This is a genomic window from Deefgea rivuli DSM 18356 (genome assembly GCF_000620145.1).
GTDB lineage: Bacteria > Pseudomonadota > Gammaproteobacteria > Burkholderiales > Chitinibacteraceae > Deefgea > Deefgea rivuli.
Genome location: NZ_JHVM01000019.1, coordinates 1 through 22,852, shown reverse-complemented (window position 1 = coordinate 22,852; position 22,852 = coordinate 1). Strand labels below are relative to the sequence as shown.

Here is a 22,852-nt window from a genome sequence, read left to right as displayed (position 1 = left end):
CACTAAAACGCTTCGTGATTTTTGCTTTCTTTTCGTGTTTTTCGTGGACAAATTGCTTGTTTCTGATTTGACTTAGCGCGTCGAGCACTTACCCGCCCACCTCATACCGCACCAGCGCACTCCCCCAGCCTTGGCCGCCTTTCGGGCGAAAGCTATCCGCAAAAATCGGCAGATCCACATAGTGCAGATTTGGAATATTCCGCAACCATTGCCGATACGTGTGATTGGCTAATTGATGGAGTACTGCCACTTTCTGCTCGATGTTGTGCATGATCTCCATCTCGCTTTGCACCGACGACAAATGCTGATATTTCAGCAATGATGCTTGATCCTCTGCACACCATTGGCGAATACTGGCGGCAGTCACTTCCAAATGCGATTGCAAGGCCAAATGCGGACCATAAGCAAAGCCTTTATTCATGCAGTAATGGCCAAATAACATCCGTTTCGCGCCACGCGGAATTTCGAATGTATCAAAATGCCAGTGAAATAAATTCAGCTCGCGCTTCGCACCCATCCAATACTGCGCCTCTGGAAAAGTCGTCGCGAGCACTTTGCCCCAACCAATTTGCGGCACGCTATTGCGCCGTACTTTCGCGCCCAAAGCCCGCGCCAACATTTGCCCACCAAAGCAATGCCCCAGAATCGGGCAATTGCGCTGTAATGCATCTTGCAGCAATTGATCTTCACGGCGAATCCAGCTAAAGCCATCATTCGCACTGGCGTTCGAGCCCAAAATCACGACGCCAGAAAATTCAGCCGCACGACTCGGCGGCGTGTCGCCAGCATCAATCGCAAAAATACGATAAGGAACCTCATGCAAATCTAAAAACGTTTGCAGATAAGCCGGGCCTTGCGTGGCTTCATGGCGGCAAATGGCGATGGGTTTGACGGTAGTGAGCATGGTGTTTTCCAAGCGTTGAACACCCACTCAGCTTAAAATCCAGCCCGCAAAAACACTGTAAATAGTTCGGCTCTCGGTATAAAGAATCCATCAAAACGCAACATTCTTTAGCCCTTACCCGACAAAGCCAAGCGCAATCAATCACCAAGAAAACACCATTTCTTTTCGTAGAAGCGAGCTTGCTCGTGAAGCATTTCATTCGCGAGCAAGCTCGCTCCTACAGAATCCAAGTCATCTTTTGTAGGCACTTCTCAGCCATTCCCTACGCCATTTTTATACTTTTTTTATACCCAGCTCGCCAATCTTTGCAGCAACTTTAGCCCCTAATTCTTACAGTTGAACCCTAGGCTGCCCTGTTGGTGCAGACGCTTTGGAGGACGTATGTTAGATGCTGGATATATTGGCTTGGTCTTACTGATGATCTTGGCCTTGCGCGGTTTGCTGCAAGCCTGCGCGAAAACTGGAGGTCAATCATGAATTTAGTCGAATGGCTGGCGGCGATTTTTGCTGTCGCTTTGCTGGTGTACTTGTTTTATGCCCTATTTAAACCGGAGCGTTTTTAAATGATGGACGCAAATGCTGTATTGCAACTCGGTCTGTATTTGACCGTGTTGCTGGTGCTGGCTTGGCCGCTGAGTCTCTTAATTACTCGCGTAATGGTCGGTAATATCCCTTTGGGCTTGAAACTCCTTCGCCCGCTTGAACGTGGCTTTTATCGCTTGGCTGGGGTGAAACCCGAGGCAGAGCAAAAATGGCAGTCTTATGCTTTAGGGCTGCTGCTGTTTAATATTTTAGGCGTGCTAGCGGTGTATTTATTGCAACGCATGCAAGGTGGCCTGCCGCTGAATCCACAAGCAATGTCTGGCGTTTCGGCTGATTCGGCATTCAACACGGCGATTTCCTTTGTTACCAATACCAATTGGCAAGGTTACGCAGGTGAAGGCACGATGAGCTATCTGACGCAAATGCTCGGCCTTGCGGTACAAAACTTCTTGTCGGCCGCCAGCGGCATTGCGGTGGCGATTGCACTGATTCGCGGCTTCGCTAGAAAAAGCGCGACGACCATCGGCAATATCTGGGCGGATTTAACGCGGATTACTTTATATGTCCTGACGCCGATTGCGCTGGTCATCGCGCTGCTCTTGGTCGGCCAAGGCGTGATCCAGAACTTTAAACCGTACCAAGAAGTGCAAACCGTTGAAGCAGTGACTTACCAGCAAGCCAAGCTCGATTCAGCCAGCAATCCGGTGAAAGATGCAGCAGGTCAAGCCGTGATGGAAACCGTTACCAATCACAGCCAATTGCTCGCAATGGGCCCAGTGGCGTCGCAAGAAGCAATTAAAATGCTTGGTACCAATGGCGGTGGTTTCTTTAACGCCAATTCAGCGCACCCATTTGAAAACCCAACTCCGCTATCCAACCTATTGCAAATGTTGGCGATCTTTTTGATTCCGGCGGCGCTGTGCTTCACTTTTGGCAGCATGGTCGGTGATAAGCGCCAAGGCTGGACGATTCTGGCGGCGATGACGATTCTGTTTGTGATTGCCTACAGCGTCTTGGTCAGCGCCGAACTCATCGGCAATCCGGCGTTTAGCAAACTGGGTGTTGATTCCATCGCCAATCTAGAAGGCAAAGAAACACGCTTTGGCATTATTGCTTCCAGCCTGTTTGCAACGATCACCACGGCGGCATCGTGTGGCGCGGTCAACGCAATGCACGCGTCCTTAACGCCGATTGGTGGCATGGTACCAACGCTGTTGATGCAGCTCGGTGAAGTCGTGTTCGGCGGCGTGGGTTCGGGTCTGTACGGCATGTTGGTGTTTGCCATCTTGGCAGTGTTTATCGCCGGATTAATGGTCGGTCGCACACCAGAATACTTGGGCAAAAAAATCGAATCGTTCGAAATGAAAATGACCGCCTTAGTGATTTTGATGACGCCGCTACTGGTACTACTCGGCACCGCTTTGGCCGTCAGCACCACAGCGGGTCGGGCGGGGATTTTCAATCCAGGTGCGCATGGTTTTAGCGAAGTCTTGTACGCCTTATCCAGTGCCGCGAATAACAATGGCTCGGCGTTTGCCGGATTGTCAGCCAACACGCCGTTTTATAACACGCTGCTGGGCATCGCGATGTGGTTTGGGCGCTTTGGCATCATCATTCCGGTGCTCGCGATGGCTGGGGCGCTTGCTGCCAAACCGCGCCTACCCGTCAACGCCGGTACTTTACCGACCCATGGTCCTTTGTTTGTCACGCTCTTGGTCGGCGCAGTGCTACTGGTCGGCATGCTGAACTACATTCCCGCGCTGGCGCTAGGGCCGATTGTTGAGCAATTGCAGATGATGGCGATGCACTAAGCCTTGCTCACGAAAGACACGAAAAAATATGAACACAGTGTGTTTCAACAATATTTTGATCGTTACGCAGATGCGTTAGCGGCCAATGCTGTAGCTCCTTCCCCCTTGACGGGGGAAGGCTGGGATGGGGGTGTTGAGCCTGCAGATGCACTCCGTAGTATCACCCCCACCCTAACCCTCCCCCGTCAAGGGGGAGGGAATGCAGCGATACGATACGAGTCAGCACGTTTTCTGATAATTGCTACACACCAATGGGTATTAACTTGCAGCCATTTTAATTAAAAAGCTTCAGCTCAATACCCGCACTAAATTTGCGATTAAGGATAGAAATATGACAACGCTTTCATTACTTGACCCTGCGCTGGTAAAACCAGCGATCTGGGCTGCGGTGACTAAATTGTCGCCGCGTGTGCAATGGCGAAATCCGGTGATGTTTGTCGTTTACATCGGCGCGATTTTGACCACTTTATTGTTCGGCCAAGCACTCTTTGGCCAAGGCGAAGCACCGACTGGTTTTATCGCGGCGATTAGTATTTGGCTGTGGTTTACCTTGCTGTTTGCCAATTTTGCCGAGGCATTGGCCGAAGGCCGCAGCAAAGCGCAAGCCGCCAGCCTGCGTAATACCAAGAAAAACGTCATGGCGTGGAAGCTCAAATCGGCTTCACACACTGCCGCCAAAGAAATCACCGACAGCGCCAGTCTACGCAAAGGCGATTTTATTTTGATCAAAGCTGGCGAAGTGATTCCAGCCGATGGCGAAGTCGTTGAGGGTGTCGCATCGGTCGATGAATCGGCGATTACCGGCGAATCTGCGCCAGTGATTCGTGAAGGCGGCGGCGATTTTTCAGCGGTGACTGGCGGAACGCGCGTGCTGTCTGATTGGATCGTTGCCCGCGTTACCGCGAATCCGGGCGAAGCGTTTTTGGATCGAATGATTGCCATGGTCGAAGGCGCAAAACGCCAAAAAACACCGAATGAAATTGCGCTAACAATTTTATTGGTTGCGCTCACTATTGTGTTTTTAATTGTGACGGTGACTTTGCTACCGTTCTCGCAGTTCAGTGTTCTGGCCAGCGGCAGCGGTTCTCCGGTGAGTTTGACGGTATTGATTGCGCTATTGGTTTGCTTGATTCCAACGACGATTGGTGGCTTGCTGTCGGCGATTGGCGTGGCTGGGATGAGCCGGATGCTGGGTGCGAACGTTATTGCGACTTCAGGCCGTGCGGTTGAAGCAGCGGGTGACGTCGATGTATTGCTGCTGGATAAAACCGGCACGATTACGCTGGGTAATCGCCAAGCCGTGAAATTTATTCCTGCGCCCGGTGTGTCTGAGCAGCAACTCGCTGATGCGGCGCAATTTGCGTCTCTCGCCGATGAAACGCCTGAAGGCCGCAGCGTCGTGGTACTCGCCAAACAATTATTTAATTTGCGCGAACGCACGCTAGAAAGTCACGAAGTCGAATTCATTGCCTTTACTGCGCAAACACGAATGAGCGGCGTGAATTTTGATCAACGCGAAATTCGTAAAGGTGCGGTCGATGCGATTCGCCGCTATGTGAACGAAGCGGGCGCGAGCTTCCCAGAAGCGGTCGGTAAGGCCGCCGATGAAGTCGCTCGCCGTGGCGCAACGCCGCTGTTGGTGTGCGAAAACCATAAAGTGCTGGGCGTCATTGAACTGAAAGACATCGTCAAAGGCGGCATCAAAGAGCGCTTTGCCGAGCTGCGCGAAATGGGGATCAAAACCATTATGATCACCGGCGACAATCCATTGACCGCCGCAGCGATTGCCGCCGAAGCGGGTGTCGATGACTTTCTGGCCGAAGCGACACCCGAAGCCAAATTGGCACTGATTCGCCAGCATCAATCTGAGGGCAAACTCGTCGCGATGACGGGCGACGGTACCAACGATGCACCTGCGCTGGCGCAAGCGGACGTGGCGGTCGCAATGAATAGCGGCACGCAAGCGGCGAAAGAGGCCGGCAATATGGTCGATCTGGATTCAAATCCGACCAAATTAATCGAAATCGTCGAGATCGGTAAGCAAATGCTGATGACGCGCGGCTCGCTGACGACATTCTCTGTGGCGAATGACGTCGCCAAATATTTTGCGATTATTCCAGCGGCGTTTGCGCTAACGTATCCGCAGCTCAATGCGCTGAACGTAATGGGGCTGAATTCGCCTTCGTCGGCGATTTTGTCAGCGGTGATTTTCAACGCGATCATCATTATTTTCTTGATCCCATTGGCGCTCAAAGGCGTCAGCTACAAAGCCCAAAGCGCCGCGCAATTGCTGCGCAATAATATGCTGGTGTATGGCTTGGGCGGGCTGATTGTGCCGTTTGTTGGGATTAAATTAATTGATGTATTGCTCGGTGGATTAGGTTTTATTTAGCCTACAAGCCAATACTCAATCTAACTAGAGACAGCTTAGATTAGGTATTGATGATTAGAAAATCGGTATCTACATCGGCTCAAAATTTTTCATTTAGATCGTCATACCGGCGTAGGCCGGTATCCAGAGCTTCGGTGAAGTCAGCATTGCAGCTGGATTCCGGCTTTCGCCGGAATGACGAATTGATGATTATTGTTTCACCCAAATAAAGGATTAAATCATGTTGCAACAACTCCGCCCTGCGCTAGTTATTTTTACCGCGCTCACACTGATCACTGGCGTGGCCTACCCACTCGCAGTCACAGGTATCGCTAAAGTTTTGTTTCCAGAACAAGCCGCTGGTAGCTTGATTGAACAAAACGGCAAAATTGTCGGTTCGAGCTTGATTGGTCAATCGTTTAGCGACAGCAAATATTTCTGGTCGCGGCCATCGGCGACTGCGCCCATGGCGTATAACGGCGCAGGCTCGTCGGGCTCGAATCTTGGGCCGACCAATCCCGCATTTTTGAAAACCGTGGCCGAGCGCGTAGCTGCGATGAAAGCCGCGCATCCGGCGCAGAGCAATCCCGTTCCGCTCGATTTAGTCACCGCCTCAGCCAGTGGGCTTGATCCCCATATCAGCCCCGCCGCAGCGACGTATCAGCTAGAACGCGTCGCCAAGGCAAGGAATTTATCGCCAGACCAAGTTGCGCAACTGGTCAGCGCGCATACCGCAGGCAAACAATGGGGTATTCTGGGCGAACCGGTTGTGAATGTGCTGGAACTAAATCTGGCCTTAGATCGAGTTCCCGCCGCGCAGTAAAACGGGGATCACGAAAAGCATGAAAAAGCCGAAAATAACATCAGTCAGTCGTTAGTAAAAACCTTTTCGACGCAGAGCATAAGTATCTACACAAGTTCAAAACTATTCATTTATATCGTCATACCGGCGCAGGCCGGTATCCAGAGCTCAGGTAAAACCAGCATTGCAGCTGGATTCCGGCCTTCGCCGGAATGACGAATTGATGATTTTTTGCTTTTCTCTGCGTCTCTGCGTTGAAAGGTTTTTGGTGTGGCAAAGTAGTCGGAGATAACGAATTAAATCAGTGTTTTCTTAGATTTTAATTTCGGCCTTTTTTCGTGCCTTTCGTGATCCAATCATTTGAATTTAGACGGACATTAACAGTGAACGAAACCCTAAGACCCGACCCCGATGCCTTGATTGCGCAGTTGCAGCGCGATGAAGAGAAATCGCAGCGTGGGCGGCTCAAGATTTTTTTTGGTGCTTGCGCAGGCGTAGGTAAAACCTACGCGATGCTGGCGGCGGCGCATGCGCGGATTCGCGAGGGCGTTGAAGTCGTCGTTGGCGTCGTTGAAACACATGGGCGTAGTGAAACGCAGGCGCAGCTCAATGGCTTGGAAGTACTGCCCGCGAAGCAAATTGAATATCGAGGCCGTTCATTGGGCGAGTTCGATTTAGACCAAGCGCTGTTGCGCCAGCCCGCGCTGATTCTGATTGATGAATTTGCGCATTCCAATGTCGCGGGTAGCCGCCATACCAAACGCTGGCAAGACGTTGAGGAGCTGCTGGCGGCGGGGATTGATGTTTATACGACATTGAATGTGCAGCATTTAGAAAGCCTCAACGACATCGTCGGCCAAATTACCGGCATTATCGTGCGTGAAACCGTGCCGGATCGAATGTTTGATCTGGCCGATGAAGTCACTTTGGTCGATTTACCGCCAGAGGAGCTGCTTGGGCGCTTGGCGGCGGGAAAGGTTTATCTCGGCGAGCAGGCTAATCGCGCTGCGCAGCATTTTTTCCGCAAAGGTAATTTGCTGGCGCTGCGTGAACTGGCGCTGCGCCGCACGGCGGATCGCGTTGATGCACAGATGCGTGAGTATCGCGCTGACCAAGCGATTCAACCCGTTTGGCAGGCGCGTGAACGCTTGCTGGTTTGCGTTGGCCCTGGCGTTGATGCCGAAAAATTGATCCGCAGCGCAGCGCGTTTGGCGGTGAATTTGCACGCCGATTGGTTGGCGATCTATGTCGAAACCCCATCGCTGCAACGGCAAAGCAATGTGGATCGGGAGCGCATCCTGGCGAACTTGCGCTTGGCACAGGAATTGGGCGCGGAAACCTCGGTACTGGCGGGCGCGGATTTGCCGCTGACTTTGCTGGCGTATGCCCGTAGCCGCAATGTATCAAAATTGGTCGTAGGCAAATCGCTGCGCGGCCGCGTTTCACGTTTGTGGCGCACGCCGTTATCCGAGCAATTGGCACAGCGCGCGCAGGATGTTGATGTGTATGTTGTTGCACACGATATAAGCTACACGCCAGCAGCGAATACCCCTAGCTTATTATTTCACGTCGCAGATCAAGCGACGCAATGGCGCGGCTATGGCATTGCGATTGGCGCGTGTACGCTGACGACGCTACTGGCGGCGGCATTACTCAATGTGTTTGATTTAGCCAATGTCGTTATCGTGTTTTTGCTGACGGTGGTCTTGGTCGCGATGCGCTATGGCCGTGGGCCGGGCGTGCTGGCGTCTATTCTCAGCGTATTTGCTTTTGATTTCTTTTTCGTCCATCCCAAATTTTCGCTCACCGTTGCCGACACGCAGTATGTGTTTACCTTTGTGCTGATGCTGAGCGTGGCGCTGATTATCAGCCAGCTCGCGGCCAGTTTGCGTTTCGAAGCGCAAGTCGCCACCTACCGCGAGCGCCGTACGCGGGCGTTATACGAATTAGGCCGCGAACTGGCGGGTGCGTTAACTGCTGCCAGCGTCGTCGAAATGGGCGTGCGGCGTTTGGCCGAATTATTTGATTCGCAATTGCTGATTTTATTGCCCGATGCACATGATCAATTGCAGCCGGCCGGTGAAATGGCCGAGTTTGATATTGGTCTGGCGCAATGGGTGTTTGATCGCAATGAAATGGCGGGGCGCGGTACGCATACTTTGCCAGCCTCCAAGGCGCTGTATTTGCCCTTAAAAGCGCCGATGCGTTTGCGCGGCGTGATGGCGCTGATTCCGGCTGACGATGCGCTGATCGCCAGCCCCGAGCAGCAACGATTACTTGAAACCTGCGCCAGCCAAATCGCGCTGTCTTTAGAGCGCGTGCATTATGTTGAAGTGGCGCAAGACGCGATTGTTGCGATGGAAAGTGAGCGGCTAAGAAATAGCGTGCTCTCTACCGTTTCGCACGATTTGCGCACGCCACTCACCAGTTTGATTGGCATGGTGAGCCTCTTGCAGTCTGGTCGCTTGGACGCCACCGAGCAAGACAGTACTTTGGACGCGCTCAATCACGAAGTATTGCGGATGAATAGTCTGGTGATTAATTTGCTCGATATGGCCAAATTGCAATCGGGTGTGAAGCTGAAAATGGAATGGCAGGTGCTCGAAGAAGTGGTCGGCAGCGCGGCGCGGGCGTGTGGCACGGCATTGGCACAGCATCATTTGCGCGTTCATTTGCCGCCCGATTTGCCACTTTTAGAATACGATGCGATTTTGATTGAACGCGTATTGGTGAATTTGCTCGAAAATGCGGCGAAATACACGCCGATGGGCAGCGAAATTAATCTGGCCGCCAGCGTCGACAATGAGACGGTACTCATCCGCGTCAGCGATAATGGCGCAGGTCTGCCAGTTGGCGCGGCCGAGCGTTTGTTTGATAAATTTACGCGCGGTACGAGCGAAACCTCAACGCCAGGTGTGGGCTTGGGTTTGGCGATTTGCCGTGCGATTGTCGCGGCGCATGGCGGTAAAATTGCCGCGAGAAACTTAAATCCGCATGGTGCTGAATTTAGCTTTACGCTGCCGCTAGGCAATCCCCCCACTCTCTGCGAAACCGAATGAACGAACTCCCCATTACGCTGGTGCTGATTGAAGACGAAGCGCCGATTCGCCGTTTTTTGAAAACGACGCTAGAGCACGCCGGAATGATCGTGCATGAAGCCGAAACCGGCCAACGCGGGCTAATGGCGGTCGCCAGCCGCAAACCCGATTTAGTGATTTTAGATTTAGGCCTACCCGACATCGATGGCATTGAAGTGATTCGCCAATTGCGTGATTGGAGCGATTTGCCGATTTTAGTTTTGTCGGCCAGAGAGCAAGAAGACATCAAAGTCACGGCGCTAGACGCAGGAGCCGATGACTATTTGACCAAGCCATTTGGCGTTGACGAATGCTTGGCGCGAATCCGCGTACTATTGCGCCGCCATGCGGGAAACAGTGCGCGTAATGAGCAAACCTTTACTTTTGGTGATGTGCGCGTTGATCTGGTGCAGCGGCAAGTCATTAAAGCCGAGCAAGCCGTTCATTTAACACCAATTGAATACCGCCTCCTTGCCACCTTGATTCGCCACGCGGGCAAAGTGATGACACAGCGCGAATTATTGCGTGAAGTCTGGGGCCCAAACCACAGTGAATCCAGCCAGTATTTACGCGTGTATATGGGGCATTTACGACAAAAACTTGAAACCGATCCGGCGCTGCCGCAACACTTCCTAACCGAAACGGGCGTTGGCTACCGCTTGCTGGCGTAATCAGCAGCACCCAAAAAATGCTGTCGGCGATCAAGCTGTCATCATTATTCAAAGCCACGCACACCTCGCACCCAACTGCTCGCAGCTCACGTATAATCTACGGTTTCGCTTTTACTGAGCACGCACCATGGAACTCGCCAAGAGCTTCGAGCCACAGAATATTGAATCGCATTGGTACCCATTTTGGGAAAGCCAAGGCTATTTCCAACCGAATATGGACCTCGCACGCGAGGCATTTTGTACCCTACTACCACCGCCGAACGTCACTGGCACGCTGCATATGGGCCATGCGTTTAATCAAACGATTAACGATGGTTTAGCGCGTTACCACCGCATGCGCGGCGACAATACAGTCTGGGTACCGGGAACGGATCACGCCGGTATCGCGACGCAAATCGTCGTTGAACGCCAGCTGGATGCGCAAGGCATTAGCCGCCATGAACTCGGTCGCGCCAAATTCCTTGAAAAAGTCTGGGATTGGAAAAAAGAATCCGGGGATACCATCACTGGCCAAATGCGCCGCATGGGCTCGTCGGTCGATTGGAGCCGCGAATATTTCACGATGGACGACAAAATGTCGACCGCCGTAACAGAGGCATTTGTACGTCTATTTGATGAAGGCCTAATTTATCGCGGTAAACGCCTAGTGAATTGGGATCCAGTTCTCGGCACTGCAGTTTCTGATTTGGAAGTAATTTCCGAAGAAGAAGATGGCTTTATGTGGCATATCCACTACCCGCTCGTCGATCAAAGTCTCGGTCTTGAATATTTAACCGTTGCAACAACCCGCCCAGAAACAATGCTTGGCGACGTTGCGGTTATGGTTAATCCAGAAGACGAGCGCTACAAACATTTAATCGGTCACATGGTGAAATTGCCATTGTGTAATCGTGAAATTCCAATCATTGCCGATGACTATGTCGATAAAGACTTTGGCACTGGCGTCGTTAAAGTTACGCCCGCACATGATGCGAATGACTATGCCGTTTGGCAACGCCACAAAGATGGCTCGCTGCAAGGGGTTACACCCGTTTCAATTTTCACTCTTGATGCAAAAATTGAAACTAATCAATTTGCACAAAATAGAGAAGTTACTGAGCGCTACGACAATGCTCCGAACCTAAATGGAAATGTGATTGGTATTGCAGGATCGCAACTTACGATCATCAGCGCTATTCCAGCTGAATATTGTGGGGTAGATCGTTTCGATGCTCGCAAACAAATTGTCGAGGATTTAAAAACTGCGGGCTTATTAGCGGAAGTTAAAAAGCACAAATTAATGGTTCCACGTGGTGATCGCACTGGCGTAGTTATCGAACCGATGTTGACGAATCAATGGTTTATGGCGATGACTAAGCCTGATGCAACGGGCCAAAGCATTACCGAAAAAGCGCTCGAAGCAGTGCACAGCGGCGAAGTGCAGTTCGTGCCGAATGATTGGGTAAATACTTATAATTCATGGCTCAATAACATCCAAGATTGGTGTATTTCTCGCCAACTCTGGTGGGGTCATCAAATCCCGGCTTGGTACGATGAAGACGGCCAAGTGTATGTGGCGCGTACCGAAGCGGAAGCAATTGCGAAGGCTGGCGGTAAGTCTGTAACGCGCGATAACGACGTTTTGGATACTTGGTTTAGCTCGGCGTTGGTTCCATTCTCTAGCCACGGCTGGCCGAACGAGACACCCGACTTGAAAGCGTTCTTGCCATCTGCGGTGCTCGTGACGGGCTACGACATTATTTTCTTCTGGGTTGCTCGGATGATTATGATGACCAAGCATTTCACTGGCAAAGTACCGTTCAAACACGTGTATATCCACGGTTTGGTGCGCGATGCGGAAGGGCAGAAAATGTCCAAATCCGAAGGCAATGTGCTCGACCCAGTTGATTTAATCGACGGTATTGCTCTGGAGCCCTTGCTAGAAAAGCGCACGACGGGATTACGTCGCCCAGAAAACGCGCCGAAAGTCGCCGCCAAAACCGCCAAAGAATTCCCAGAAGGGATACCTGCGTATGGTGTGGATGCATTGCGCTTTACGTTTGCATCGCTCGCGTCACTCGGCCGTTCGATCAATTTTGACCAGAAACGCTGCGATGGTTATCGCAATTTCTGCAATAAAATCTGGAACGCGACGCGCTTTGTGATGATGAATGTCGTCGACAAAGATTGCGGCCTCGAAGACGGTGCAGAGCTGGAATACAGCTTTGCCGATGAATGGATTATCGGTCGCCTGCAAGAAACCGAACAAACCATGACCACGGCGCTCGATACTTTCCGTTTCGATTTGGCCGCGCAAGCGATCTACGAATTCACGTGGAATGAATATTGCGATTGGTATATTGAGCTGGCAAAAGTGCAAACTCAGCACGGCACCGAGCCACAACAACGTGCGGCGCGCCGTACTTTGATTCGCGTACTAGAAACTATCCTGCGCCTGATTCACCCTATCATGCCGTTTATTACCGAAGAGCTGTGGCAAACCGTTGCCCCACTCGCCGGCAAAAAAGACACTGAATCGCTAATGATGGCGGCATGGCCTATCGCTGACGAGTCCAAAATCAAGCCAGCAGCAATGGCAGCGATGGTTGAACTCAAAGCGATTGCCTTTGCAGCACGTAATTTGCGCGGTGAAATGGGCCTAAGCCCTGCGCTGAAAGTGCCAATGTTTGTTGAAGGCAGTAGCGAGCTGCAAAAATACGCCAAGTATTTACTGCCGCTGGCGAAATTGTCTGAAGTGAATATCGTTGAGAAATTGCCCGAAGGCGATGCGCCCGTGGCAGTCGCTGGCACGACGCGCTTGATGCTGAAAGTGGAAATCGATAAAGCCGCTGAAACGGCGCGTTTGAATAAGGAAATCGGCAAAACTGCGGACGCCTTAGAAAAACTCGTCGCCAAGCTGGAAAAACCCGGTTACACCGACAAAGCGCCAGCGCATTTGGTCGCCAAAGATCAAGCACAAGTGATCGAGCTACACGACAAATTGCATAGCTTGAATGTGCAAGTCGATAAATTGAAATAAAGCATTAGAGTCAAAAAAGGCCACTGATTAATCAGTGGCCTTTTTACTTAGCGCTGTGACGTCAGCGCTAATTCCAAAATCTCATCCCCAGCAGCATCAAAATGCCTAGCGGCGACAAATCCTTGCCGACGATAAAAACCATACGCGCGCCCTTGCGGATCGGGATTGGCGGCGAGCCAAATTCTTGAGTGCTGCTGCCCGAGCTGCTCAACCATGCGCTGCAATAAGCCTTTACCAACGCCCTGCCCTTCATACTCTGGCAACACGGCCAACACCAGCACTTCGCCACTAGCGCAATCCCCCGAACAAAACCCAACGATTTGATCTTGCACGGAACACACCCAGCCAGCGATCTCGCCAGCCGCTAAAGCCGCCTTACTACTTTCAGGCGTAATGCCTAATGCAGCCAATTGCTCAATCGACATTGGGTTTTCCCGCGTTACGGCGCGCAGTATAAATAATGCTTCAATATCTTGTTCTAAGGTCGGGCGAAAAATCATTGATCTACTCTCGTGATTAGCTACAGTTTTCATCGTCAAGCGACCGCTTTCTACAAAAAACGCAGGCGCAGTTTACAATAGGCGTTTGCTTTTGAAACGATCTCATTATGTTCCTCGGCCACATCGATCAAACCCACCTTCCCCTTCCTGTCGCACTCAACGCTGCGCTCAACTATTTGCGCCATACCGATTTCAGCCAAATGGCGCCGGGGCGTTATCCGATTGATGGCGACAACATGATTGCCATCGTACAAACCCCGCTGACGCAGCCGTGGGAGACGGGGATGCCTGAGTTTCATCAGCGCTATATTGATATTCAATATTTGCTGGAAGGCGAAGAAGTAATTGGCTATTTGCCCGCCAATTTGGAATTAGAGCGTGTGACCGATCAATTGACTGAGCGCGATATTGCTTTTGTGCATCCACAAGCCAATGAAACGCGTCTGGTATTAACGCCGGGCATGTTTGCAATCTTTTTCCCTGGCGAATTACACAAACCCTGCCGTGCGCTGAATGCGCCGATGCTAATCCGTAAAGTCGTCATAAAAATTGATCAAACGCTAATCACCGGTTGATGCGCTATTTTTCTGCAATTTTAAGCAAGGTATATACACCTAAGCTTTATTAATAAAAGCCTGTGTGTATATACCAAAATAAATATTTTTTTCAGATTACGTCTGGATGGTTTTAAATGCTTACGGCTACTATTTTATAGCAGCAATTCCCAGCTTAAAAAATCACGCCCGAGCTGCTTCGTTTGCGCTATATTTGTAAGCCCTAGATTAGGCATCTTACGTCGCATATGAAATTTTTCGACTTGACCTACCACAGCGATAACCAGCTCGACCGTCGACAACTCCGCTTGCAACAAATGATTCATTTGGTGCTCTTCGGCATGTTGTTGAGTGGCTTGCAAAACGTGTATTTCCAGCGCTGGTACGACGTGGCGATTATTTTCAGCGCGGCGATTCCAGCACTGATCTCGCTGGCACTGATCCGTCGCCAGCAGCTCGATAGAGCAGGTGCCCTTTTCTGTTATTCCATCGCCGGCGTGCTCACGCTAGTGCACTGGTCCAGCACCGGACTTTATGATCCCGCAATGATCGCTTATCCAACGCTGATTGTTCTAGCGGCGATTGCCTGCTCCCGCAGGGTCTTTTGGAGCATTTTTGCACTGATTCTACTGAGCCTGACTCTACTCAGCTTGGGCGATATGCAAGGCTGGCATCCTTCCAGAGTGGCGCCGATTGATATCGGTTTCTGGATTGATTTAATGTGTATTTTATTCATCACCGCCTTGATGATTTACGTTTTCACTCAGGACTTGCAGCATGCCTTGGCAACGTTGCAAGAAGAAAACCTACAAACGCTCAAATCCAAAGCCCACATTGAATTTTTGGCGCATCACGATGCACTGACGCAGTTGCCCAATCGCGTACTGGCCAAAGATCGCTGCGAACACGCTTTGGCGCATGCTGCGCGCCAAAACAGCATGGCGGCGCTGATTTTTATTGATTTAGATAATTTCAAAACTATTAATGATTCACTCGGACATAGCGCAGGCGATGCGCTGCTAACAGAAATGGCGCGCCGCCTACAAACCTGCGTGCGAGCCTCTGATACTGTGGCGCGACAAGGCGGTGATGAGTTTCTGATTATTCTGGAAAATATTGCATCGGCCAAAGCCGCCCAACACATCGCCGCCACCATCATCGCAACCGTGGCCGAACCCGTTACTTTTGGCAGTATCACACTCACAACGACCTGCTCGTTGGGCATCGCGCTCAGCCCGCTCGATGGAGATGATTTTGATACGCTGCTACAAAAAGCCGATATGGCGATGTATCGCGCTAAAGCCGCAGGCCGCAATAGCTACTTTTTTTACGATGCAGCGATCAATACCAATGCTGTCGAGCATTTGCAGCTGGCGTCTTCGATGCGAAATGCGATTGCACGCGGCGAATTCATGCTGCACTACCAACCACAAATCGATCTATTAACGGGTGATGTAATTGGCGCTGAAGCGCTAGTGCGTTGGCGGCATCCCGAATTAGGCCTAGTTCCACCTGCAAAATTCATTCCCATCGCAGAAAATGCCGGCCTGATTATTGAAATTGGCGAATGGATTGTGCATCAAGCTTGCCAACAAACTCGCCAATGGCAAGATGAAGGCATTCGCGATTTGATGATTGGGATTAATATTTCGCCCATCCAGTTTCGCCGTGGCGATGTTGAGAATTTAGTCCTGCAAGCTTTGGCGCGCTCTGGGCTGGCCGCGCAGTACGTTGAGCTGGAGCTCACCGAATCTTTACTATTAGAAGACAGCAGCGCGCTACGCAGTACCTTGCAACAATTGCGTGGCCATGGAATTAGTTTTTCAATTGACGATTTTGGTACCGGCTATTCCAACCTCAGCTACCTGAAGCATTTTGAAGTCGAGCGCCTAAAAATTGATCAATCCTTTATTCGCCGCCTCACCGAAGACCCCCATGATGCAGCGATTGTTAGCGCCATTATCCAAGTAGCCGATAGCCTGCAACTGGCGCTGATTGCCGAGGGCATTGAAAATGCCGCCACCTTGCAGCGCTTAATCGAGCTGGGTTGCAAGCAAGGTCAGGGCTACCATTGGTCGCCAGCATTACCTGCGGATGAATTTAAAGCCTTTGTATTAGCGCATCGGCAAAAGCTGGCGGAGGCATAGGGTAATCAGATTGAGTGTGCTTTAGGTTTGATTTGGGCAAGCTACTGGTGTTGATCATCAGCCTGCGGCACGGAGTTTTGCAGCCGCAGTGCAAACTGCCATCGCACGGCAGCCACAAAATCAGCTCAAACACGGATTGACATACCCAACGACGACAAAACCGCGTATTACAAACTACGCGCTTTTTGCCATAACTCAGTTCCGCCAATCCCGTAGCCCTGCGCGCCGTCGACGCGCAATGACATCAGCATCGCTTGCTCGGCCGGTGTTTCAACTGATTTGGCATACACCTGCAAATCTAGCCCGTGTGCGATCTTTACAATCGCATCCACAAAGAACTGATTTTCTCTGTTTTGCTCAATGTCTTTACTGAATGAGCCATCCACTTTTAAGTAATGCACTTTCAGCGTACTTAAATAAGTGAAAGAACCAAAGCCTCGACCGAAATTATCCAGCCCGACTTCAACCCCCAGCGTGCCCACTTGCGCGATAAAAGCGCGCAAATCATCCAGCTGAATCAACGCTTCTTGCTCTGGCAATTCAAAGCTCAACTGCGATGCGAGTTCTGGTTTTTCACCCAGTAAAGCCATCAGCCAGTTCACAAAATTCGGCTGAGAAATCGATGCGGGAAATAGATTAATCGCCAGTTTGAGCGAGGGATCTTTCAGTACTTCCTGCCAGCACAGCTCAATCACAATCCGATCAAATTCTTGAATCAAGCCATGTCGTTTCGCCATCGGTACAAATAAACCCGCCGGAATTTGCTCGCCCAATTCATCCCGTAAACGCAGGAAAACCTCACGATGGATGAGCTGATCCTCTACCGAATTAAGCACTTGGGTATATAGCTCTACCCTATGTGAATTTAATGCCTCCAGCAAAATACCCTTCCAATCTGAAGCACTCCATGCCCCCATGCCGCTGGCTTCTTGCGGCGTAAAGAAATGCATCGTATTGGGGCCTTCACTTTGCGCAGTACGCAGCGCCAGATCGACTTCGGACAACCAATTATTTAGCCGCTGGCCGTGATACATCGCTCCGCCAATATGCCCCACATCACTAAACGGCGTCATACCGCGCTCATGCAAGCCCGTCAGATTATGCGATAAATGGCTCGCCAATTGCCGCGCTTTGTCTTGATCAATCCCAGCAAAAAAAGCGGCAAAAGTATTGCCACTCATGCGCGCTGCAAATGCTTCGGGATTGCCACTTTCGGCAACCAGCGTTTTAATAATTTGTCCGCTTTCGATCAGTAGATGATCGACGACGCGAAAGCCTTTTTGATCGTTGATTTCTTTTAAGTGGCTAATTTCAAAAAACAGCAGCGCACCGTGGACCAGCGGCTCGTCGGCCTCTAGCAACTGTTTCACATGCAGATCAAAATAACGCCGATTGGCCAAGCCCGTCAGCGTATCCAAATATGCTTCGGCGCGCATTCGCTCGATACTCGCCGCTTGCTCAGCAAACATTTCTTTCACTTTTTGCGTCATCCGATTCATCGCTTGAACGACGCTACGCAAATCTAAAGTCCACGGTATTTCGCTTTGCTCGGGATATTCACGGTTGCAAATCGCCATCGCCTGCTGCTCGACGGCTTTGAGCGGTCGCAGTACAAAATGCAAAATCACCACGCCAATGCACAGCGTGAAAAGCGAGGCACCCAAAAACCAATACAGCGCATTCATACTGCTCGCCCACAAAGACGCATAGGCAATCCCCGGATTGGCGGCGATTGTAATTGTGCCGGCCTGTTGCCAACCACTGGTCATCAGCGCTTCACCCGTTGGCGTTTCGATATGAAACAAGCGAATAAACCAATCGGGCACTTGATTCACATGCGGTGGCGCGGTGCGCTCGATGACGAGTTTGCCTTCCACATCGACAATCCGAATCTTGCGGTAGTAGCCGCTATCAAACACAGCATCAAGCATACTTTGCACAATAACTTGATTATTTTTATCCAAAATCAGCGGCGACAATTGCATGCCGAGCGACGTGGCAGTGTCTTGCGAGATGGTCGTCAATTGCTCGGTCAAAAACGCCCGCGAATTTTGTACGCTCAGGTAGACCGTACCGCAAAACAGCAAGGTAAATAACAAAACAATCATTAGAATCAACTGTTTGAGCAGCGTCATCATCGTCTCCTCAGTCGTTGCAGCATTAATCTAGCTCGCGCCCACGGCGTGACATTAATTTATCCCAATAGCTAATATTGTTTTTACGCGGCGCGGCATTCCCGCTGGTACGATCTCTGGCCAGCCACAGCCCTTGCCCGTTAAAACCATATACCGGCGTTAAATCGGGACGCTTCGATGCGGGGCGGATTTCGGGAATTAAATTATCTAGTACCAAGGGCACGGCAGCAGGTGTCGAGTAATAGGTTAAAACCATATGCGCCAGATTAGTCGGGCCATACCCAGCCGCTTGAACATAGGTAATCCGCATTTTACTTTCAGGCACGCCCAAGGCCTGCAAAGAGAAATACTTGGCGATCGCAAAGTCTTCACAGTCGCCGCGCCCTTTCACCAGCATCTCGACTGGCGTTGCCCAGTAATCCTCGACACCCCAGTTTTGGGCGTCGGAGACGAACATAATCCGCTCATTAAAATAGTCATTCACCAGCTTGATCTTGCTTAGATCGTCGCCTTTTTTATCACTGGCGAGCAAAGCCTGCCAACTTTCGAGGCGTTTGCGCGTGTCGGCACCGTATTTACTTTCGGCTTTTTCTAAGGTGGCACTACTAAATTTAAATGGATCTTCGCCCAAGCCTTGCGGCAAAAATAAAATAACGGGCAGCAGCGCAGAGAAGCTGAGAATCCAGCGTCGACAGGAAAACTGAGCGGAAAAATCAGCCGAGCCTCGCACGAAACAAGCCCTAAAAAAGCACATATACATCGGTATGCGCGGCAATCACCAAAACCACAAGGAAAACCCATGTGTTTGCCACGCTCAGCGGCACAGGCAAATAGTACAGAATCAATATAGTGGGTATATTAAGTTAGGCCATTTCAGATAAAGACCAAATCAATATACCCATAACACTAATGTGATTGATTGAGCAATAAAGCCAAATGCACCCGATCGGCTACCTGTAGTTTTGAAAATATTGCGCCCAGATGCGTTTTCACCGTTCGATCCGAAATATTCAGTTCGCGCGCAATCAATTTATTCGAATCGCCCCGCCCCACCAGATCTGCGATTTTGCGCTCTTGCGGCGTGAGTAGCGCTAAATTAGGCGGCGTATTTTGTTCCGTGTGGTGTGCGGTGTAATGCTGTAAACCCTTTAACAACAAGGGTAAAGCGGCATTCGATACCCAAATTCCGCCACGATGCGTGACATCAATAATCACCGCCAGGCGCTCTTGCGATAAATCGGGTGTACAACACGCACGCACGCCAATCGCCAACCAAGACAGTTCTTCATCAACGGAGAGTTGCTCAAAAACCAGTAGCAAAGGCGTGAGTTTAGCGAGCCCCATTAAGGCACTCGGGGGCGGTATCGTTGCAAAAACGTGCATATCCAATACGCAAGATAAAGGCGGCGCCGCCAGACAATCCATCAACACCAAGGCATCTAAATGCTGCTGCACTGCGCCTTTAGCAGTAAGCAAGCTCCCCCAAGCGACTTGAAACTCATGGCGATTTGAAATCACATAATGTGGCGCAGACACATTGACCTCATTCAAGTTCTGGATCAGAAATGACAAGAAGATGAGCCACAGATCGTACTGAAGCGAGGCGAGGCCGACAATGTACGGGTTTAGCCTTAGTGCTTGAGTACGATTTCTATTTTAGCTCCCTGTCATAAAATGACTGCTGAAGCTATGGGTCAGCATTTTGATCTCTATCTAACTTAATCAGTCTAGGTCTATCCCTTGCACAAAGCCAACAAGCGGCAAGTTAGGCCACTCAATGCAAAGTGAGAACTATCATGGCCAAGCAAATCAATACCCCAGTAAGCACCGCCAGCAGCAAAGGCACCGTGACCCAAGTGATCGGCGAAGTCAAAGTCACCACAGCCAGCGGTGAAACGCGGGTACTGCAAGTCGGCGACAAAATCAATATCGGCGACACGATCCAAACCGGCGCGAATGGCGCAGTAGCGATTGCTTTTGAAGGCGCTGGGCAAATGAGTTTAGGCCATTCAGACTCACTCACGATGACTGCTGAATTACTCGCTAATATACTAAAACCCGCCGCCAGTGCCGCCGATGATGCCGCAAAAATTCAAGAATTAATCGCCCAAGGGGCTGATCCAACCCAAGTCGCAGCGGCCTCTGCGGCTGGCGCTGGGGGGGATGAAGATGCTGGGCACAGCGTCGTGGTACTCGACACGCCCTCCTCCCGCGTTGATATTGAAACGGGCTTTCCCACCGAAGGGATCTCGGTGAGCGGACTGAATGTGAATGTCGACCCCAACTCCGCTAATTTGCCACCCAATGCACTGGCCGATACCAGTAGTGCAATCAATCCAGACGGCACGATCAACACCGCCGATGCGGCCGATGATGGCCTCACCGTCCAAGCCAATAGCGTCTTAGAAATCACGACAGACCGCTTGCTAGTCAACGACACAGACCCAAATGGCGACCCCTTAACCATTATCGGGGTCGGTGCAGCAACTAATGGCACCGCCGTTTTAAACGCCGATGGCTCAATTACTTACACCCCGAATACCAACTATAGCGGTAGCGATACATTTACCTATACCGTGAGCGATGGGCGCGGCGGCACCGCAACGGCCACCGTCACCATTGGCGTAATCCCGCCTCAAGTCGTACTCGCCAATTTTTTAAGCGATGGCAACGAAGTAGTGAGCCTCGCCGAAGACCCCGTTAATCCACTCACTGGCAATGTATTGGCCAATACCGTCAACCCCAACGATACGCCCGCCCCTGCCAGCGTCACTAGTTTTAGCTGGGGAACAGAAACCAGCGCCGCAGGGGGCAGCATCGCGATCATCGGCATCGGCACGCTGAGCATCGCCAGCGACGGTAGCTATAGCTTCACCCCCGTCAGCAACTTCAACGGCAGTGTCCCTGTCGTCAACTATGTCGTCAGCGACGGCGAGCTGAGCGATGGTTCGACGCTGACAATCAGCGTTACACCAGTCAATGATGCACCACTGGCCAATGCCGCCAATGGTGTTAATGACAGCAACTGGGTGCAAGACGTTAGCGAAAATTTCAATGAGCAAGAAGACTCTATCCAAAACGTCGCACCAAGCACCAGCGGCAATGTATTGCTGACAATCGACCATACTACCGGCGCACCATCCGGCAGCTTTAGTGATCTGGCCGATACCGATGTCGATGGCGATCCACTCAGCGTTAAAAACATTCAATCCACCGTCGGTGGTTCTGTCGTAGTCGCTGCTGTAGGCGACACTACCATTGCAGGGGAGTATGGCACGCTCACCATTCATGCCGATGGCTCGTACAGCTATACCCTCAACTACAACAATGGCGCGGTGAATGCGCTCGATGATGACAGTGCGCCGCTGACTGACACCTTCACCTACACCGTCACCGATGGCGATCTAGACGATTCTGAAAATCTAGTGATCAGCATCTTCGGTACTAACGATGGTCCGGTCGCGAATAATGACGCCCAAGGCACGCCTGATACCAATTGGGTACAGGATGTCGTGGCGCTGGATGAGAGCGAGACCGCCCCAGCGGCTAGCGGCAATGTGCTACTCGACCAAGCGCATAACGGTGTCTTTGGTAACTTCAGTGATAAAGCCGACGTCGATGTCGATGGCGATCCGCTTAGCGTTAAAAATATTCAATCCACCGTTGGTGGTTCTGTGGTGGTCGCGGCAGTGGGCGACACCGCCATTGCCGGGGAGTATGGCACGCTCACCATTCATGCAGATGGCTCGTACAGCTATACCCTCAACTACAATAATACCGCTGTGAATGCGCTCGATGATGACAGCACGCCGCTGACTGACACCTTCACCTATACCGTCACCGATGGCGATCTGGACGATTCTGAAAATCTGGTGATCAGCATCTTTGGTAGCAACGATGGTCCGGTTGCGAATAATGGCGCCCAAGGCACGCCTGACACCAATTGGGTACAAGATGTCGTGGCGCTGGATGAGAGCGAGACCGCCCCAACGGCTAGCGGCAATGTGCTACTCGACCAAGCCCACAACGGTGTCTTTGGTAACTTCAGTGATAAAGCCGACGTCGATGTCGATGGCGATCCGCTCAGCGTTAAAAACATTCAATCCACCGTCGGTGGTTCTGTGGCAGTCGCGGCAGTGGGCGACACCGCCATTGCCGGGGAGTATGGCACGCTGACCATTCATGCCGATGGCTCGTACAGCTATACCCTGAACTACAACAATGGCGCGGTGAATGCGCTCGATGATGACAGTGCACCGCTGACTGACACCTTCACCTACACCGTCACCGATGGCGATCTGGACGATTCTGAAAATCT

The 22,852-nt window shown here is 51.3% G+C and carries 15 protein-coding genes; 10 read left to right on the top strand and 5 right to left on the bottom strand.

The genetic code is table 11. The annotated features are described in order from the left end of the window. Positions 1 to 88: 88 nt before the first annotated feature. Positions 89 to 904 (bottom strand): type 1 glutamine amidotransferase, encoded by an 816-nt coding sequence (locus Q320_RS19240; protein ID WP_051534628.1) that lies wholly within the window; start codon positions 902 to 904, stop codon positions 89 to 91. A gap of 473 nt (positions 905 to 1,377) precedes the next feature. On the opposite strand from Q320_RS19240, the gene kdpF reads away from it, so the two are divergent. The 7 genes from kdpF (at position 1,378) to Q320_RS0109140 (ending at position 13,198) form a co-directional block, all read left to right on the top strand. After that, on the top strand, positions 1,378 to 1,467 hold the full coding sequence (gene kdpF / locus Q320_RS21290; RefSeq protein WP_084282523.1) for a K(+)-transporting ATPase subunit F: 90 nt from the start codon (positions 1,378 to 1,380) through the stop codon (positions 1,465 to 1,467). Then, a complete protein-coding gene (gene kdpA, locus Q320_RS0109165; protein WP_444542287.1) occupies positions 1,468 to 3,258 on the top strand; it encodes a potassium-transporting ATPase subunit KdpA in 1,791 nt (596 codons plus the stop codon). 331 nt (positions 3,259 to 3,589) lie between these two features. Continuing rightward, positions 3,590 to 5,650 (top strand): potassium-transporting ATPase subunit KdpB, encoded by a 2,061-nt coding sequence (gene kdpB, locus Q320_RS0109160; RefSeq protein ID WP_035853316.1) that lies wholly within the window; start codon positions 3,590 to 3,592, stop codon positions 5,648 to 5,650. A gap of 220 nt (positions 5,651 to 5,870) precedes the next feature. After that, positions 5,871 to 6,452 carry a potassium-transporting ATPase subunit KdpC gene (gene kdpC / locus Q320_RS0109155; RefSeq protein ID WP_027468753.1) on the top strand — a complete coding sequence of 194 codons (582 nt, stop codon included), beginning with the start codon at positions 5,871 to 5,873 and terminating at the stop codon, positions 6,450 to 6,452. Positions 6,453 to 6,814: 362 nt separating this feature from the next. Next, positions 6,815 to 9,490: a DUF4118 domain-containing protein gene (locus tag Q320_RS0109150; protein ID WP_027468752.1), complete on the top strand. Its 2,676-nt coding sequence runs from the start codon at positions 6,815 to 6,817 to the stop codon at positions 9,488 to 9,490. Next, a complete protein-coding gene (gene kdpE, locus Q320_RS0109145) occupies positions 9,487 to 10,179 on the top strand; it encodes a two-component system response regulator KdpE (RefSeq protein ID WP_027468751.1) in 693 nt (230 codons plus the stop codon). The genes Q320_RS0109150 and kdpE overlap by 4 nt, the downstream gene beginning before the upstream one ends. Before the next feature lie 127 nt (positions 10,180 to 10,306). Next, on the top strand, positions 10,307 to 13,198 hold the full coding sequence (locus tag Q320_RS0109140; RefSeq protein ID WP_027468750.1) for a valine--tRNA ligase: 2,892 nt from the start codon (positions 10,307 to 10,309) through the stop codon (positions 13,196 to 13,198). A gap of 47 nt (positions 13,199 to 13,245) precedes the next feature. Here Q320_RS0109140 and Q320_RS0109135 read toward each other — a convergent pair whose 3' ends face one another. Further along, the gene (locus Q320_RS0109135) at positions 13,246 to 13,698 is read right to left on the bottom strand and encodes a GNAT family N-acetyltransferase (RefSeq protein ID WP_051534627.1); all 453 of its coding nucleotides are present in this window, start codon (positions 13,696 to 13,698) and stop codon (positions 13,246 to 13,248) included. A gap of 107 nt (positions 13,699 to 13,805) precedes the next feature. Here Q320_RS0109135 and Q320_RS0109130 point away from each other — a divergent pair, with 107 nt between their 5' ends. Beyond that, positions 13,806 to 14,273: a NanQ anomerase/TabA/YiaL family protein gene (locus Q320_RS0109130; protein WP_027468748.1), complete on the top strand. Its 468-nt coding sequence runs from the start codon at positions 13,806 to 13,808 to the stop codon at positions 14,271 to 14,273. 227 nt (positions 14,274 to 14,500) lie between these two features. Then, positions 14,501 to 16,399 (top strand): putative bifunctional diguanylate cyclase/phosphodiesterase, encoded by a 1,899-nt coding sequence (locus Q320_RS19235; RefSeq protein ID WP_084282521.1) that lies wholly within the window; start codon positions 14,501 to 14,503, stop codon positions 16,397 to 16,399. A 167-nt stretch (positions 16,400 to 16,566) separates the two neighbouring features. On the opposite strand, the gene Q320_RS0109115 is transcribed toward Q320_RS19235, so the two are convergent. The 3 genes from Q320_RS0109115 to Q320_RS20780 all read right to left on the bottom strand — a co-directional run bounded on the left by Q320_RS0109115 (position 16,567) and on the right by Q320_RS20780 (position 20,106). Beyond that, complete coding sequence (locus Q320_RS0109115; RefSeq protein ID WP_084282519.1) at positions 16,567 to 18,537, bottom strand: EAL domain-containing protein; 1,971 nt, start codon at positions 18,535 to 18,537, stop codon at positions 16,567 to 16,569. 22 nt (positions 18,538 to 18,559) lie between these two features. Further along, positions 18,560 to 19,264 carry a transglutaminase-like cysteine peptidase gene (locus Q320_RS0109110; RefSeq protein ID WP_027468746.1) on the bottom strand — a complete coding sequence of 235 codons (705 nt, stop codon included), beginning with the start codon at positions 19,262 to 19,264 and terminating at the stop codon, positions 18,560 to 18,562. A 176-nt stretch (positions 19,265 to 19,440) separates the two neighbouring features. Next, positions 19,441 to 20,106: a helix-turn-helix transcriptional regulator gene (locus tag Q320_RS20780; RefSeq protein WP_211251210.1), complete on the bottom strand. Its 666-nt coding sequence runs from the start codon at positions 20,104 to 20,106 to the stop codon at positions 19,441 to 19,443. A gap of 224 nt (positions 20,107 to 20,330) precedes the next feature. Between Q320_RS20780 and Q320_RS0109100 the strand changes: the two genes are divergently transcribed. Next, on the top strand, positions 20,331 to 22,852 hold a 2,522-nt coding region (locus Q320_RS0109100), incomplete at its 3' end, for a retention module-containing protein (protein ID WP_027468745.1).

Bases quoted from the DNA above. Each gene is read 5' to 3' on its own strand.
- Q320_RS19240 (WP_051534628.1), bottom strand. From the start codon at position 904: ATGCTCACTACCGTCAAACCCATCGCCATTTGCCGCCATGAAGCCACG.
- kdpF (WP_084282523.1), top strand. From the start codon at position 1,378: ATGAATTTAGTCGAATGGCTGGCGGCGATTTTTGCTGTCGCTTTGCTG.
- kdpA (WP_444542287.1), top strand. From the start codon at position 1,468: ATGATGGACGCAAATGCTGTATTGCAACTCGGTCTGTATTTGACCGTG.
- kdpB (WP_035853316.1), top strand. From the start codon at position 3,590: ATGACAACGCTTTCATTACTTGACCCTGCGCTGGTAAAACCAGCGATC.
- kdpC (WP_027468753.1), top strand. From the start codon at position 5,871: ATGTTGCAACAACTCCGCCCTGCGCTAGTTATTTTTACCGCGCTCACA.
- kdpE (WP_027468751.1), top strand. From the start codon at position 9,487: ATGAACGAACTCCCCATTACGCTGGTGCTGATTGAAGACGAAGCGCCG.
- Q320_RS0109140 (WP_027468750.1), top strand. From the start codon at position 10,307: ATGGAACTCGCCAAGAGCTTCGAGCCACAGAATATTGAATCGCATTGG.
- Q320_RS0109135 (WP_051534627.1), bottom strand. From the start codon at position 13,698: ATGATTTTTCGCCCGACCTTAGAACAAGATATTGAAGCATTATTTATA.
- Q320_RS0109130 (WP_027468748.1), top strand. From the start codon at position 13,806: ATGTTCCTCGGCCACATCGATCAAACCCACCTTCCCCTTCCTGTCGCA.
- Q320_RS19235 (WP_084282521.1), top strand. From the start codon at position 14,501: ATGAAATTTTTCGACTTGACCTACCACAGCGATAACCAGCTCGACCGT.
- Q320_RS0109115 (WP_084282519.1), bottom strand. From the start codon at position 18,537: ATGATGACGCTGCTCAAACAGTTGATTCTAATGATTGTTTTGTTATTT.